A 15,360-nucleotide genomic window follows, 5' to 3' on the forward strand; every position below is an offset into this window, starting at 1 on the left:
TAATTAATGTATTGTTTCAAACCGCCATCTTTTTACTCATCAGCATCATTAAGATCACAGGTATTCCGAACAGTGATGTAATTACATTGAGCGGAAACAGGGTGAGTTCTGAAGCAACTGAAAACACTTCCATAATAAGGACACCCAGAATCATATTGAGTATCCACTGTTGCCACAGTCGCGAAGGATTATAGATTATCCTGCTGAAATGCGGAACAACGATCCCAATAAAAAGGATAGGCCCTAAAAAGGCCGTAACGGATGCTGAAAGCAGGGAAGATGCTACTATGATCAGCAGTTTAAGCTGGTTTAGGTTAACGCCAAAGCTTTTTGCATAAGCGATACCCAGGGCATTTCCGATTAGCGGTTTGATGGACATGAAACTTAACGCCAGACCGATTAACACAATGCCCGCGAGAACCCAGAGCTGATTGGCAGATACCTGGCTGTTGGCGCCAAAACTCCACAGAATATAACTTTTAAGACTTTCATTTTCTGCATACAGCTGAAGTACGGATACCACGGCACCCGCCAGCGCGGAAATCAAAAATCCAAAAATGATCAGAAAAGATTTGTCGGTAAATCTTGCGGAAAATGCCAGAAGTACAACCATCAGAAGCAGGCTGCCCGCAATTGCAGATATACTTATGAAACTGTTCTGAAGAAAATCCGGAATCTGGTAATCACGGGAAAGAAAAACATAGAAGGCCACACTCAAACTCGCCACAGAGGTAATTCCAAGCACTGATGGACCTGCAAGCGGATTCTGGAAATACTCCTGTAACAGAAAGCCAGATGTTGGAATGGAAATGCCTGCCAGCAGCATAGCCAGCCCACGGTTAACGCGTAATTGTGCAATCTGCGAATTGTCTGAGTCCGAATTGATAAAGTCTGATATCGCCAGATCAATATAGCCGATGTTCAGGTTGACGAGCATGGATATGAAAATGCCCGCGATTATTATTATACAAAGGATTCTGAAACTGGACATATATTTGAAAGGCAGCTATACTGTGCATTAAGAAGGCTGCGCCAAAGGTCTTTTTATTTAAATGAATCAATTTTTGCGTCCAGCTGCTCTTTGGTCATCATACTCATATATTCATCTGTTTGCCCACGCTTTCGCATGAAAGTAAAGGGAATTCCGCTACCATCCCAATTTTTGAAATTTGTACTGAAAAAATCTGGTTGCAGCAGGCTGCCGTCCAGTAGAACTACATTTTGGGTAAGTGCGTTTATTTCTGCAAAATTCTTAACATCTGTAGCCCAGTCGGTTTTCTGGTCCAGGCTTATAAAGGTGAATTTTACGGGTTGACCTTTCAGTTCCTGCATCTTCTCTTTGAAGTGCGGTATCTCTCTCATGCAGGGTGCACACCATGTTGCGAAGAAATTGGTCACATATAAAGTATCATTGTCTTTTTCTGCCAGAAAGTCTGAAATCTGTGCGGGTGAATATTCCACCGCTTTATAGATTAAAGCGGGTTCGTTTGTTTCCGGTACAGTTACACTGTCGGTGGCGAAATCAGTATTATCAACTACTGTTTCCTTTTTATTACAGGAGCATATTGCAGCAACTAACCCAACCGCCAAAACTAACTTCTTCATAATTTTTTACTATTTTTGGATATAAATATGGAAAACCAAATACCTTACGCCAGGCACTATGATTTTCACCGGCTAAAAATAACTAAAAAGCAGCAACTGACCAATTCTGTCTTTGCTTTGGAGTTTGCCATTCCGGACCATCTGAAGAAAAATTACGAATATCAATCCGGGCAATACGTAGCTTTAAAGTACCGTCATAAGCAGCAAACTTATATCAATGACTTTTCAATGACTTCTGCTCCACATCAGGCAGAACTGTCGCTCGGCATTAAGATGAATGGGGACGGAAGTTCTACCAAAGATCTTTTTGAGCAATATTCTGTAGGCGACGAAATCGAAGTTTCCGAACCTATGGGCAGGTTTACCCTGGTTTCCAAGCCGCATGAGTTCCGCACCATCATCGGTTTCGCAGGCGGTATCGGTATAACGCCCTTACTCAGTCACTTCAAAAATATCCTTCATACGGAACCGCGAACGCGTCTTTTCCTTTTTTACGGCAACCGGCGGTCCGACGAAATTGCTTTTCGTGACGAACTGGATGCATTGGCGAAGAATCATGCAAACAGGTTTCAGGTTTACTACTTCTTTTCGCAGGATGAAACCGCGGATAATCTGTTTAAGGGAAGGCTGGACGAACATAAACTGAAACTGATCATCAACCAAATCCTTCATCTGGACGATACAGATGAGGAAAGTACTATTTGGGATGCGGTGGATGAAGTCCTGATTTGCGGGAAAGGCGAGATGATTAAGGCACTTGCAAATGCATGTTACAATAACGGAATACTGAAAAGGAATATTCATTTTGAGCTTTTCGAGGAATATAATGAAGACATTTATCCGCAGGAAAAGGAATTTCCACTGGTAGAAAATATTGAACTTGAGTTTCGGATGAACCGTCAAAACTATGTCACAACGCTTAATGATAACCGCCTACGCATTCTGCAGCAACTTCTTATTCAGGGTTATCCGGTTCCTTACTCCTGTAAATCGGGTATTTGCGGCAGTTGTATATGTACGCTGAAGGAAGGGGAAGTAGATTTGCTGGAAAATGAATATCTGACTGAGAAGGAAGAGCAGTCGGGGAAAATACTGGCCTGCATGGCTGTACCACTCAGTAAGAAAATTGTCCTGAATTTTGACGCTGAAACCGTAGCATACTGAATCAAACACAACCTTTGAACAGAATCATTAACATACTGCGAACTTTTTTTTCCCTTATTGAGATTGGGGTTCTGCTCATGGTTTTGGCAAATATTTGGGTATTTTCAGTGACAAACGGCAGGACCTACACCAAGATATCAAAGGTTCCGCCCCGTGAGACGGCGCTTGTGCTGGGTACATCGCCCAAGATGAGATCCGGTGCGGGAAATCCCTATTTCCTGAAGAGAATGGATGCTACAGCACTTCTTTATCATCATGGAAAAGTGAAAAAGATCATAGTAAGCGGCGAAAAAAGCAAAGGCTATGATGAGCCTGCAGCCATGAAACGTTTCCTTGTTTATGAGGAAGGGGTTCCCGAAAATATAATCATTGAAGATCCCAAAGGTTTCAACACTCACAGCAGCATTACCCGTTGTAAAGAGGTCTATAAGGTGAACGATGTAATTATCGTGTCTCAGGGTTTCCATAACCTAAGGGCCCTTTTCTTTGCCCGGAATAACAGTTTAAATGCTCTTGGTTTTGATGCTCAGGACGTCTCACGTCCCGAAAGTTACTACCGCAACCAGTCGCGCGAAGTTCTTGCGCGCGTTTTAGCTGTGGTACATTATATCCTGGGTATATCTCCTGAGTAATATCCTTAGAAAGGGTAGCCAAACGCAAAGTTCAGCGTAGGTTTTAGCGGCTGTATTTTGTCAAATCTCCAGCGGTCACCCTCAGGTTTATTGGGGTCGTAAATCTTGTAAGCAAGGTCAATACGTGCAGTGATATAAGCTACGTTTATCCTGAGTCCGAAGCCACTGCCAACACCCATTTGTTTCAAAAATCTGTTGAATTTAAACTGGTCGCCAAATCCTGTATTCTTTAGACTCCAAATGTTTCCTGCATCAGTAAATACGGCCACTTCATACATTTCCGTAAGCGGCATGCGGTATTCTACACTGGACGTCAGTTTTACATTGCCCATTACAAAAGTCCTGATTCTTTCATCAAGTTGCGAATCTGCCGGGCCCAGTCCGCCAAATGGGCGCCAGGCACGGATGTCATTTGATCCACCGTTAAAATAGGACCTCACAAAAGGCATTTGATTGGAGTTACCGTATGGAATGCCCAGGCCCACGAACTGGCGCATAGCTAAGGTCTGTTTTCCAAATGTCAGATATTTACGGACGTCCACGTCAAATTTTACAAACTGAGAAAGTGGAAGTTTGAAAAGTGTCTTCTGCTGACCGGTAGTTATGCCTTTCTCTGCTTCCGCGCGGGCGATCATGCTAAGAAGATTACCTGCCACTTCAACCTTTCCGTTGAAATAAAATGGATTGTCAAATTCCTTTTTACCGATTTCATTGTAAATGAAATTATAGATGAATGAAGAAATAAGAACATCCTGCGTTTGCCTGTCCTTGTTTACAAGCGACTGCCTGAAAGTATTATAGGAATTAAGTTGCTCAGGAGTAAGAGAATTTACAAATCCTTGATCATTAAGGATGATGGCCGAAAATTCATCCGAGGAAATCTGACCCGCTATAAACTGATCATATAATGCCGGTGAATATTTCTCAAAAATATAATTACGCACATCGCCGTCACGTGGGAAATATTCATAATAGCGGTCTTTGTTGCGCGTTAGGCTGAGTTGCGTATTAAAGATCGTCAGCCGGTGAGATATCACGTCATTCACATTGGCAAAATAATTCAGACCTGTATTAAAATTCACACGGTCCATACCGATGTTTTTTTGAAACGAAGCACCTAAACTCACAGATGTAGAAGGTGAGTATCTTTTTGGTATCAGTTTATAATAACTGAAGGGCAGGAGCAGTCTTGGGAAGCTAAGGTTTGCATTTGCTGAAAACTCATGTGCCCAAACACGGGTGTCCAGATCCTTGGAATTTCGCACACGGCCTGCAATCCACGAAACTGACGTATTCAGGTTTTCAGCACCACCAAAAATGTTTCTGGTAGTTAGGTCTACTGACGGTGAGGCCGCCAGATTCAGTAACTGAGAATAGTTAAGGTCCGCTGCGACTTTCAACTCGTATTTAGGGAGCGGTTTCAGCAGATAAAGGACATCAATGATACTGTCATTTGGGGATGTACTGCCGCCCCGACGCAGGGAATCCCGGGCCTTAATCAGACTGAAATTATTCATTGCCTGAAAATTTCTGCGTGTCAGGTCCAGGTTTTTCTGGTCGTAAAGGTCTCCGTTTTTAAGGATTACCGCACGCCAAAGCGCGCTGCTTTTAAATTGGTCGTCCAGCATATGAAACCTGATGCCCCGCAGTGAATCCTTTACCGTATTTTGCGGGAAATCATTTGCATTTTCTACGACGGCAACATCAATATTCCCTATGGTAGCGGTTTTGTATGGTGTGTCTACAGAATCCCGGTGGATTTCCATGGTTACGGGCACGTTTTTCCGGCTGGTCAGAGTATCGGCCATAAAGAAGATTTCCTGTCCGGAACCGTTGAACTGGTAAAATCCACGGCTGCGCATCAAATCGTTGATCCTTTTCACTTCGGATTCCATTTTTTCCTGATCCAGAATCGTTTTGGATTGGATTGTACTGGCCGCAAGTTCTTCCTCGTAAATGGATTTTATACGTGCATCCGGAATATCATAATAATACTCACTGATCTGTGTAGCATCTTTGGGATTGATCAAATAGTTGACCTGAGCTTTTTTTGCAGCGGAATCAAGATCGTGCGTATATCTAGTCTCGGCATCCCAATAGCCGCGGTACACCAGTCTTTTACGGATGGAGTTAGCACTGCTTTCACTTTTACTGGCATCCAGAATTACTGGTGGCTGACCAACGTTGTGCAAGAAACGGTTCAGAAATAAGTTTTTTCCTACATATTCGGGGTGGCCATATTTGGTGAATAGCGAATCCCGAAGTTTCTGGTCCCTCATATCGGAAGGGTAGGTCATGACTCATTCAGGATGGTATCGTATTTTGGATTTGCCAGGTTATACATCCACAAACCGGCAGGAAAGAAGAGAAGTTGCTTCTTATTGGGTTTCTGGTTCACATAGTCCGGCAGTTCATTCGCCAAAACCTCTCCGCCCTCATATCTGAAGTTGTTTTTTGTTAAAAGATACTCGCCATCCGGCACTTTGCTTGTAGTGCTGCAGGCATAGAGAAAGAGGATGACGGTTGCAGAAGATAAAAATATATGATATTTTTGAAGATATTTTCCTAAATGCTTACGGCTCATACAATAAAGATATTACAGTCCCTCGACAGAAAAAAGTACCGGCAAAAGCACGGTTTATTTGCGGTTGAAGGTAACAAAATTATACGTGAACTGCGGAGTTCACGCTATAAAATTAGGGAAATATTTTCCATAAATCCAAGCGGTCTGGACATGCCCGATGCCAATCTGGTGGCGATTGGCGAGTCGGAACTCAAGAAGATCAGTTTCCTGCAGAACCCACGTGATTCTTTGGCACTGGTTGAAATTCCTGAAACGGAGTTCGTGCCGGACTGCAGACTGCAGCTCGTGCTGGACGGCATTCAGGATCCGGGAAATTTTGGTACAATCGTCCGGTTGGCAGACTGGTTTGGTATTGAACAGGTTATCTGTTCCGAAGATACTGTAGACCTTTATAATCCCAAAGCAATAATGTCCACGATGGGATCCTTCAGCCGGGTGAATGTAATTTATACAGATATCACAGCATTCCTGAAGGAATCTCCAAACATGAGTCTGGGAACAGATATGGACGGCCAAAGCATTTATTCTTTCGCCTTTCCGGAGAGAATGAATATCATCCTCGGCAATGAAGGCAGCGGGATGCGTCCGGAAACCGAAAGTTTAATCAGCCATAATCTTACAATACCACGATTCGGAAACTCTAAAGCTACTGAAAGCCTTAATGTTTCGATGGCTGCCGGTATTATACTGGGACAAATTTTTTCAGCAAAAGAAGGCCGGTGAGTTGCCTGAGTCCTACATCAGCCTGTTTATCCACTTTAATTTGTCTTCGGTATAGGGCGGATATTTCAGGTTAGGTTCGCCCCAGGTCACACGGCCCATCACGGCCTTCTGATGCGAGAAAGTATCAAAGCCATATTTCCCGTGATAGTTGCCCATTCCGGAATTTCCCACACCTCCGAAGGGAAGATTGTCATTGCTCAGATGCATGATAACATCATTTATGCAGCCACCGCCAAAGGAAAGTAGGGACGTAAAAAGTTCCTTTTCATCTTTTTCATTTGTAAACAGATAAGCCGCCAGTGGTTTTTCCTGCTCCAAAACCATATTTATTGCTTCCCGGTAATACTGATAGGTCAGGACGGGCAGAATGGGCCCAAATATCTCTTCTTGCATTACTTTGTCATTCCAGTTCACGCTGGTCAGGATTGTAGGCTCTATATACAGATCTTCTGCATTGGTTTTCCCGCCGTGATAAATCTTTTCAGCATCTATCATTGCTGTCAGTCTTTCAAAGTTCCTAAGGTTAATGATGCGGGTATAATGCTCGGCATGGGGACCATATTCAAATTGTGTAATATAGTTCCGCAGATATTCCAGGAACTTGTCTTTTACCTTTTCATCTACAAGAATGTAATCAGGCGCAACACAGGTCTGGCCGGCATTCAGGAATTTGCCCCATACAATGCGTTTGGCTGCTATATCAAAGTCGGCGCTGGCCGTAACGATTGCCGGTGATTTGCCGCCCAGTTCGAGCGTTACTGGAGTCAGATGCTTTGCAGCAGCTTCGTACACGATCTTGCCTACGCGGGTGCTGCCTGTAAAAAATATTTTATCGAACTTATGGCTGAGGATTTCGGTGGTTTCCTCAACTCCGCCTTCTGCTACATAAAGATAGTCCTCCGCAAATTCTTCGTTAATCAGCCTGGCCATAAGGGACATTGTATTAGCAGCAATTTCGCTGGGTTTAACAATGCAGGTATTCCCGGCAGCAAGAGCCGCGACCATAGGTGAGAGTGAGAGCTGATACGGATAGTTCCAGGCACCGATTACAAGAACATTTCCCAATGGCTCACTGTATATCCTGCTGGTGGCAATCTGGTTCACAAGGTTTGTACCTGCATTCCGTGGACCGGCAAAGCGCTTCAGATTCTTCAGGTAAAAATCAATATCTTTTAGGACGAATGAAACCTCAGTAGTATAGGTATCGAACCTGGATTTGCCAAAATCCTTCGCTATTGCCTCATAAAGTAATTCTTCATTTTTCTGAATCAGCTTTTTAAGTTGCTCCAGTTTATGTTTGCGGAAACCTAAATCTTTTGTTTTGTGTGTGCGGAAAAATTCGCGTTGTTTTATGATAATCTGCTCAAACATGGGCGGAACGTAGTTTAGAATATTGGAAATGTTTTGTCGAAAAGTGTCAAAATTCCTGCCACGTAATTCTTTCTGTGACAGGGAAGCCGTAATTGGCCTGAATCAGGCACTTATAATTTTCAACAGTTACAACTTTTTAAACATCTTTTTTGCTGTAAAAATTCAATAATAAAAAAAACCACAACGCGAACGCTGTGGTCTTATTAATACTAAAAAGTATTTTTTATGCTTCTTCAGAAGTTTCTTCTGCTGCAGCTTCAACTTTCTTTGGCTCTGGTTTTGGAGCGGCAGGAGCTGGAGGTGCGTCAGACACAACGTCGAACTCATAAGTATACTCAACATCACGGTGAAGTCTCACCTGAGCTGAATATTTACCTGTGCTCTTAATGTTGTTACCCGGAATTTTGATGTACTTTCTGTCAATTGTAACACCTGCTTTCGCCAATTCTTCAGAAAGGTTAGCATTGTTGATGGAACCGAAAAGCTTATTACCGGAACCTACTTTAGTTGCGATGGTAAGTTCGGTTTTCTTAAGCTGCTCAATTTTAGCTGTAGCATCAGCCACCAATTTAGCTTCCTCTTCTTTTCTGGACTCAAGAGTCTCAGCAAGAGCTGCTTTGTTTTTTGGTGTAGCCAGTAATGCATATCCTTTTGGTAAAAGGAAGTTTCTTGCATAACCTGGTTTTACACTTACGGTATCAAACTCAAGTCCTAAGTTCTCAACGTCCTGTTTTAGAATAATATCCATTGTTGTTGTCCTTTTTAGATTGGAGATTCAGAGACTGGAGACAAGGGTCTTCAATGTAAATTCCAAATAGTTAGATTAAATTAATTAAATCAGCAACAAGATTGTAAAAATTTGATTTTCAAAAGTCTATAATCTCTTGTCTGGGTTCTGATGTCTTATTTAAGCATATCTGCTACGTAAGGCATAAGAGCCAGGTGTCTTGCTCTTTTGATTGCAGAAGAAACTTTTCTCTGGTACTTCAGTGAAGTTCCTGTGTATCTTCTTGGAAGGATTTTCCCCTGCTCGTTTACGAACTGAAGAAGGAAGTCTGCATCTTTGTAATCAACATGCTTAATTCCGTACTTTTTGAATCTACAGTATTTTTTCTGAGATTTTGTATTGATATCAAGCGGGGTAAGGAATTTTACTTCTGATTCTCCTCCGGCTGAGGCTTGTTTAGCCATATCGTCTATTGCCATTTCCTGTAATTTTGAGGGTTAAAAATTAAACTTTCGCAGTTTTTACTTTTGTTCTTCTGGTAACTGCATAATCCATTGCATGCTTATCCAGTTTGGTAGTAAGGAAACGGATGATTCTCTCGTCACGCTTAAACGCCAGTTCCAGATCTGCCACAACTTCTCCTTCACCTTTAAATTCAATTAAAGTGTAAAATCCATTCTTCTTCAGCTGGATAGGATAAGCCAGTTTCTTAAGTCCCCAATTTTCTTTGGCAACAATTTCGCAATTGCGTGAAGTCAAAAGATCTTCAAATTTTTTCACTGCTTCCTCCACCTGTGCGTCAGATAGAACGGGAGTTAAAATGAAAACAGTCTCGTAGTTGTTCATAATGTTAAAAATATTATTAATTATTTCGAGGTGCAAAATTAGTTTAAATTATTGAATACACAAAGAAACCTCAGGTTTTTCTCCGCCTACCTGATGCGCTGTGTACCCCGTCCTGTGATTCGCTGTCCAGGTCATTCAGATACAGAATCTTCAGACTGTCATAAAGTGACCGGCGGCTCACAAGTAAGGAAATAAGTGATGATACCATTCCGGCAAGCATAAGGTAGAAAATCAGGGAGTGCCGGTCTGTCATTTCAAGTACAAGAATAGCCGATGTAAAAGGTGCACGGGTTATACCAGTAAGAAAGGCCACCATGCCGGCCAGAATCACTACATTGGTTTCATTGCTCTGCAAATCCATTATGCCGGAGAAGAAAGCTCCGAAACTGGCTCCCGCGCTTAAGGCTGGGGCAAATATTCCGCCCGCACCTCCTGAGGTAAAGGACAGGGCAGGGCCAATCATTCTGAGGAAAGGTACATACCAGGCTTCAGTTTTATTGTCTGTAAAAAGAACACGGTCCATAATTCCTTTTCCGGAACCCAAAACTTCCCAGTTTACAAAGTAGGCAAGGGCGGCTATGATCCAGGCACTTATAATAAGGAACATAATGTTTTGAGTTGGTGTCTTTAGTCTTTTCTTCCATTTGTTGATCCGTAACATTACCAAAGACAGGTTGCTGCTCAGTAAACCGCAAACAAGGGAAACGGCGATTACCGGAAAAATAATAGAGACAGTGACTCCCGCCGTCTTTGGGTAACCAAGATAAAGATAGGATCCTGCCAGCCACTGTGCGGTAAGTCCGGCAATGATTACGGCAGTGAATAGGGCTGTTTTAAAATATTTGAGATGAATCTTGGCAAGTTCTTCCACCGCGAAAACAATTCCACCCATTGGTGTGTTAAAAGCCGCAGCAAGCCCAGCGGCGGCTCCAGTCATAATCATATTCCGGATGGATATCCTGGGCCACCATTTGGGCAGCAGCTGGTTTACAAAGCGGAATACCGAACCTGCTATCTGGATAGTCGGGCCTTCGCGACCTACAGCACCTCCGCCCAAAACAAGAACTGTGCTTGACAGCACTTTTATAAGGACGATCCTGAAACTCAGCAGATAGCCCAGCTTATGGCGTTGTGCCGGCGTCGCCAGATCCACGGCCGCCATAACCTGCGGGATACCGCTGCCTTTGGCATAAGGTGCGTATTTAGTAACCAGCCACCAGGAAAGTACAAAAGCAATGGGTGCCGCCACAAAAATGGATAAAGCATTCCACTTCAGCATGATTTGCAGGAGCTCTTCGGCCCATTCGAAAATCTTGGCATACATCACCGCAGCTACACCTGTAAGGAAAGAGGCAATCCAAAAGGGAACGGCCTGCAGCAGGCTTCGCTTCAGTCTTTGGTTCTCAATATTGTCAAAGATATGTTTGAGTCTGACACGGCTGTACCGTATAAGTGTTCGCACCATAGATAAAGAGAAAGTTTTTGGACAGTTAAGACCGTCAGGGTATATAATTAGTAAAAGTAGGAATTATATGAGAAAGGACCACAAGAAATGCCGTGGGCGGCAGCTCGATAGCGGAGGATGTTTTCAATAAAAAACCTCCGGCATAACCGGAGGTTCAGTATCTGTCAATATCTAAAATTAGATCTCAGTATTCAAATCCCAGTTTTGAAGGTAATCGTGAACATGTTTCAGGAACATGCCACCTAGAGAACCGTCTACTACACGGTGGTCGTAAGAATGCGACATAAACATCAGGCTTCTGATTGCTATTACGTCTCCATCCTTTGTTTCCAGAACTGCAGGTTTTTTAACAATAGCTCCCACAGCCAGAATTGCAACCTGTGGTTGCGGAATGATAGGCGTTCCCATAAGGTTACCGAACCCACCCACATTGGAAATTGTATAAGTGGCACCCTGAGTGTCTTCAGGTCTAAGCTTTTTATTTCTTGCACGGTAAGCCAGGTCATTAATGGCCTTGGCAAGTCCTGACAGTGAAAGCTGGTCAGCATTCTTGATTACAGGTACAATCAGATTACCGTCCGGAAGGGCAGTAGCCATACCGATATTGATGTTTTTCTTTTTGATGATCTTATCACCATCTACAGAAACATTGATCATTGGGAAATCCTGGATCGCCTTTACAATTGCCCTTACAAAAATGGGCATGTAGGTCAGTTTTTCGCCTTCTCTCTTTTCGAAGATATCCTTATGCTTGGTTCTCCATTTCACTACATTGGTCACATCTGTCTCAATGAATGAGGTCACGTGCGGTGAGATTCTCTTGGAATTAACCATTGCATCAGCAATGATTTTCCTTACACGGTCCATTTGGATAACTTCGTCGCCTGCGCCTATAGCTACAGGAACTGCGATTGGAGCAGCAGCTTTGGCCGGCGCGGCCGCCTGCTGCGCTTCAGCTTTCTGTGGTTGTGCCGCACCCCGCGTGGAAACATAGGCCAAGATATCCTCCTTTGTAATTCTGGATTCCAGTCCGCTTCCTTTTATAGATTTAAGTTCGCTTTCGGAGATGTTTTCCTGCTGAGCGATATTTTTTACAAGTGGTGAAAGATAAAGGTCACCGGAAAATTCCTGGTTTGAAGCGGCTAGAGGTTTTTCAAGCTCCTTTACTTCTTCATCCGACAGTTGTGGGATTTGTGTTGATACTTCGTCATGGGATTTTGGTTCCTGTGGTTGCTGTAAAGTTTCGCCCGCACCGGAAACTTCCATTATTGCAATGGCTTCTCCAATCTTGGCTACTTCATCCTTTTGCTTTAGGATTTTTACAATTTTCCCTGAAACTGGTGTCGGCACATCGGAATCTACCTTATCTGTAGCAATTTCCACCACAGAATCATCTTCGTTTACAGTGTCTCCTTCATTGAACAACCAACTGATGATTGTAGCTTCCATCACGCCTTCGCCCATAGAGGGGAGTAACAACTTATATTCTGCCATCTTTCAAATTTAGATTTTTACAAATATATAAAATTATTCAAATATTTTAAGAAATCGGTAATTTACTCTCTGTAAAACTCGACATAGATACGCTCGCCCACCTTAAGTCCAAAGAGGGTTTTAGCACCATTGGTTATATTTCCTTTGTAAATGGTGAGTTCCAGCAGGCCTGCACTGTTAAATACCGCTACCGGTTTTCCGTGCGATTCGCTTTCCAGATTCCAGTCGGTTACAATATCTGTGTAACTTTTATAGACCCGCGACAGCGCCAGATTTCTGAATTTTATTGTAAACCCGTCATAGCCTTTCATGTTTTCCTCAAAATAGGACTTGCTTATGTTGGAGATAATGTTTCCAAAATTATCTATATAAAGCACTTCGCCGAAAATCAGGTTATCTGTACTGCCCGCTTTGGGCAGTGAAAGTTCTTTTGGAGTAAGGAATTTGCGGCCGATGACTTCCGGAAGACCTCCGTTCTGAAGATGCACCGCAGCCGGAGCGAAAACATCAAGAGTGGTAAAATTCACAACATCGTCGAATCGGGTGTTATAGGTGATTTCATACACAGCTTCGGGCTGAATGTCAGCAAAGATGAGGCTGAGCACACCGTTGTCTGCGGCTAAGAAATAATGGTCATCTGCTTTGTAAATAATGCATTTTCGGTCCTTATGAAAAAAACTGTCTACAGAAATAATATGTATACTTCCTTTGGGAAAAAAGTGATAAGCACTGCTCACTATATAGGCAGTCTGCTGCAGGTTATAGGCTTGAATTTCATGCGATATATCTACAATCCTGGCCTCAGGATTCAGCGACAGGATCCTGCCTTTTATAGCAGCCACACGGTAATCTGTATAGCCATAATCAGATGTTAATGTAATTAAGGACATTCGCTTCTACGGAAAAAATCAGGTGAAGGGCAAATTTAGCCAAAAATTAGAGAAAGAGGGCCTTATTGTTGCAATAATAGCATGGGATTATAAAAATTAATTTTAAATTTAGATTCTTAACCACAATAACATATACTGAATGTTTGAAATGAACTATGAACTTGAAGGCATTGAAGCAAAAATATTCTATGGAGTAAACAATCAATTCTTCAATGTGATAAAATCTACTTTTCCAACGCTGAAAATTACCGGTCGGGACCATCATATATTTGCGATGGGTAACCAGGAGGCTCTGGATGTTCTGCGTGCAAAACTGGACGACCTGGTAAGCTTTATTTCGCAAAACCATTCTATAACACTTAAAGATGTTGAGAACATCCTTAATATAAAAGATGAAACTGAAAAGCAGTTGGTCTTTGATACAGATATCATTGTAAAAGGGCTGAATGGGAAGGTGATTAAAGCAAAGACCACAAATCTGAAAAAGCTGGTGCGCGAAAGTGAAAAGAAAGATATGATTTTCGCCATCGGTCCGGCCGGAACCGGTAAAACATATACGTCGGTTGCACTTGCAGTAAGGGCACTGCGTGACAAAGAAGTTAAAAGGATTATCCTTACCCGTCCCGCTGTGGAAGCAGGTGAAAGTCTGGGTTTCCTGCCCGGCGACCTTAAGGAAAAGTTGGATCCGTATCTGCAGCCCCTGTATGATGCGCTCCGCGATATGATTCCACATGAAAAACTTGAAGGTTTTATTGAGAAAAGGGTTATTGAGGTAGCACCGCTGGCTTTTATGCGCGGACGGACCCTGGACGAAGCCTTTGTGATCCTAGATGAAGCCCAAAATACGACCCATTCGCAGATGAAAATGTTCCTGACCCGTATGGGCATGAATGCCAAATTCATTATTACCGGCGATCCAAGCCAGGTAGATTTGCCATTGCGACAGAAGTCTGGGTTGAAGGAGGCAATGAGGATTTTAAGTGAAGTAAAGGAGATTGGTTTTGTACATTTAACGGAAGAGGATGTGGTGCGACATCCGGTGGTTCGCAAAATCATCAGTGCTTACTCAACTGAAGAGAAGCGTGTCAAGGAAGAATAACACAGATTATTTTTTGGTGTACGGTCAAACTTATATCCTGCCGTTTATTTATTATATAATGCCGTTACCATTAAGGTAACCGTTTCTCAAACTGCTGGCATTTGCTATCTTTGTCCATCAAATAATAAATAACGGAAGAAATGAAAAAGCTATTATTATGTGCTGTTGTTGTAGTTTCAGCATCAGTTTCTGGCCAAAGGGCCCAAAAAGGGGATTTACAGCTTAATGCAGGTCTTGCATTTCCTCACAGGTATGCAGACAATGTGGGGCTTTATGCAGGACTTGATTACGGTATCCATAACGACATCACATTGGGAGTTGAGGCACGTTTTGGCGCCAAAGACTATGGTTATGGCGTTGATGGAAGATGGTTTGGATTGGGTTTCAACGGAAACTATCACTTTAACCGGATTATGCAGATACCGAACAATTTTGATTTCTATGCCGGAGCCACAATAGGTTTCAATACCTTCGATTATGATCACCCGGGCGATAAGGACTGGAGAGAGCCTCACCGCAGCGAAGCAGGACTTTCTGCACAGGTTGGCGGACGGTATTTTTTTACCAATAACTTTGGCCTTAATGCTGAAGCAAACGTTGGTAACGTTTTCAATGGCGGAAAATTTGGTATTACTTATAAATTCTGATAATTTAACATCAGATATACAGCCATCCCCAGTGGGATGGTTTTTTTTATTTATTTTTTTAAAAAGAATGTTGTTATGTCAATAATAGTTCTAATTTTACCGCCGTTAAAAAC

At 42.7% G+C, this 15,360-nt stretch carries 16 protein-coding genes; 5 read left to right on the plus strand and 11 right to left on the minus strand.

Going from position 1 to position 15,360, the window contains the following annotated elements:
* Nucleotides 1-16: 16 nt before the first annotated feature.
* Both H1R16_RS00825 and H1R16_RS00830 read right to left on the minus strand, forming a co-directional pair.
* The gene (locus H1R16_RS00825; protein ID WP_396652419.1) at nt 17-937 is read right to left on the minus strand and encodes an iron chelate uptake ABC transporter family permease subunit; all 921 of its coding nucleotides are present in this window, start codon (nt 935-937) and stop codon (nt 17-19) included.
* Nucleotides 938-1,044: 107 nt separating this feature from the next.
* A complete protein-coding gene (locus H1R16_RS00830) occupies nt 1,045-1,605 on the minus strand; it encodes a TlpA family protein disulfide reductase (protein WP_181886123.1) in 561 nt (186 codons plus the stop codon).
* Between the two features lie 27 nt (nt 1,606-1,632).
* Here H1R16_RS00830 and H1R16_RS00835 point away from each other — a divergent pair, with 27 nt between their 5' ends.
* Both H1R16_RS00835 and H1R16_RS00840 read left to right on the plus strand, forming a co-directional pair.
* Complete coding sequence (locus tag H1R16_RS00835; protein ID WP_181886122.1) at nt 1,633-2,769, plus strand: 2Fe-2S iron-sulfur cluster-binding protein; 1,137 nt, start codon at nt 1,633-1,635, stop codon at nt 2,767-2,769.
* 77 nt (nt 2,770-2,846) lie between these two features.
* Complete coding sequence (locus tag H1R16_RS00840) at nt 2,847-3,401, plus strand: SanA/YdcF family protein (RefSeq protein WP_181886768.1); 555 nt, start codon at nt 2,847-2,849, stop codon at nt 3,399-3,401.
* Nucleotides 3,402-3,406: 5 nt separating this feature from the next.
* Here H1R16_RS00840 and tamL read toward each other — a convergent pair whose 3' ends face one another.
* Both tamL and H1R16_RS12430 read right to left on the minus strand, forming a co-directional pair.
* Nucleotides 3,407-5,698 carry a translocation and assembly module lipoprotein TamL gene (gene tamL / locus H1R16_RS00845; RefSeq protein ID WP_455565272.1) on the minus strand — a complete coding sequence of 764 codons (2,292 nt, stop codon included), beginning with the start codon at nt 5,696-5,698 and terminating at the stop codon, nt 3,407-3,409.
* Nucleotides 5,695-5,985 (minus strand): hypothetical protein, encoded by a 291-nt coding sequence (locus tag H1R16_RS12430; protein ID WP_455565273.1) that lies wholly within the window; start codon nt 5,983-5,985, stop codon nt 5,695-5,697. The genes tamL and H1R16_RS12430 overlap by 4 nt, the downstream gene beginning before the upstream one ends.
* On the opposite strand from H1R16_RS12430, the gene H1R16_RS00850 reads away from it, so the two are divergent.
* Nucleotides 5,971-6,708 carry a TrmH family RNA methyltransferase gene (locus H1R16_RS00850; protein ID WP_181886120.1) on the plus strand — a complete coding sequence of 246 codons (738 nt, stop codon included), beginning with the start codon at nt 5,971-5,973 and terminating at the stop codon, nt 6,706-6,708. The genes H1R16_RS12430 and H1R16_RS00850 overlap by 15 nt on opposite strands.
* 12 nt (nt 6,709-6,720) lie before the next feature.
* On the opposite strand, the gene H1R16_RS00855 is transcribed toward H1R16_RS00850, so the two are convergent.
* The 7 genes from H1R16_RS00855 to H1R16_RS00885 all read right to left on the minus strand — a co-directional run bounded on the left by H1R16_RS00855 (nt 6,721) and on the right by H1R16_RS00885 (nt 13,501).
* Nucleotides 6,721-8,079, minus strand: a complete 1,359-nt coding sequence (locus H1R16_RS00855; protein WP_181886119.1) for an aldehyde dehydrogenase — start codon at nt 8,077-8,079, stop codon at nt 6,721-6,723.
* Between the two features lie 223 nt (nt 8,080-8,302).
* A complete protein-coding gene (gene rplI / locus H1R16_RS00860; RefSeq protein ID WP_181886118.1) occupies nt 8,303-8,827 on the minus strand; it encodes a 50S ribosomal protein L9 in 525 nt (174 codons plus the stop codon).
* Between the two features lie 155 nt (nt 8,828-8,982).
* Entirely contained in the window at nt 8,983-9,285 is a 303-nt protein-coding gene (rpsR, locus tag H1R16_RS00865) for a 30S ribosomal protein S18 (RefSeq protein ID WP_158064086.1), read from the minus strand.
* 25 nt (nt 9,286-9,310) lie between these two features.
* On the minus strand, nt 9,311-9,652 hold the full coding sequence (rpsF, locus tag H1R16_RS00870) for a 30S ribosomal protein S6 (RefSeq protein WP_181886117.1): 342 nt from the start codon (nt 9,650-9,652) through the stop codon (nt 9,311-9,313).
* A gap of 70 nt (nt 9,653-9,722) precedes the next feature.
* Complete coding sequence (locus tag H1R16_RS00875) at nt 9,723-11,117, minus strand: chloride channel protein (protein ID WP_187350421.1); 1,395 nt, start codon at nt 11,115-11,117, stop codon at nt 9,723-9,725.
* A 177-nt stretch (nt 11,118-11,294) separates the two neighbouring features.
* The gene (locus H1R16_RS00880) at nt 11,295-12,611 is read right to left on the minus strand and encodes a dihydrolipoamide acetyltransferase family protein (protein WP_181886116.1); all 1,317 of its coding nucleotides are present in this window, start codon (nt 12,609-12,611) and stop codon (nt 11,295-11,297) included.
* A gap of 62 nt (nt 12,612-12,673) precedes the next feature.
* On the minus strand, nt 12,674-13,501 hold the full coding sequence (locus H1R16_RS00885; protein WP_181886115.1) for an SAM hydrolase/SAM-dependent halogenase family protein: 828 nt from the start codon (nt 13,499-13,501) through the stop codon (nt 12,674-12,676).
* Between the two features lie 139 nt (nt 13,502-13,640).
* Between H1R16_RS00885 and H1R16_RS00890 the strand changes: the two genes are divergently transcribed.
* Together H1R16_RS00890 and H1R16_RS00895 are read left to right on the plus strand one after the other, a co-directional pair.
* Entirely contained in the window at nt 13,641-14,600 is a 960-nt protein-coding gene (locus H1R16_RS00890) for a PhoH family protein (RefSeq protein ID WP_181886114.1), read from the plus strand.
* 140 nt (nt 14,601-14,740) lie between these two features.
* A complete protein-coding gene (locus H1R16_RS00895) occupies nt 14,741-15,247 on the plus strand; it encodes an outer membrane beta-barrel protein (protein ID WP_181886113.1) in 507 nt (168 codons plus the stop codon).
* Nucleotides 15,248-15,360: the final 113 nt, after the last annotated feature.

This window comes from Marnyiella aurantia (genome assembly GCF_014041915.1).
Classification (GTDB): domain Bacteria; phylum Bacteroidota; class Bacteroidia; order Flavobacteriales; family Weeksellaceae; genus Marnyiella; species Marnyiella aurantia.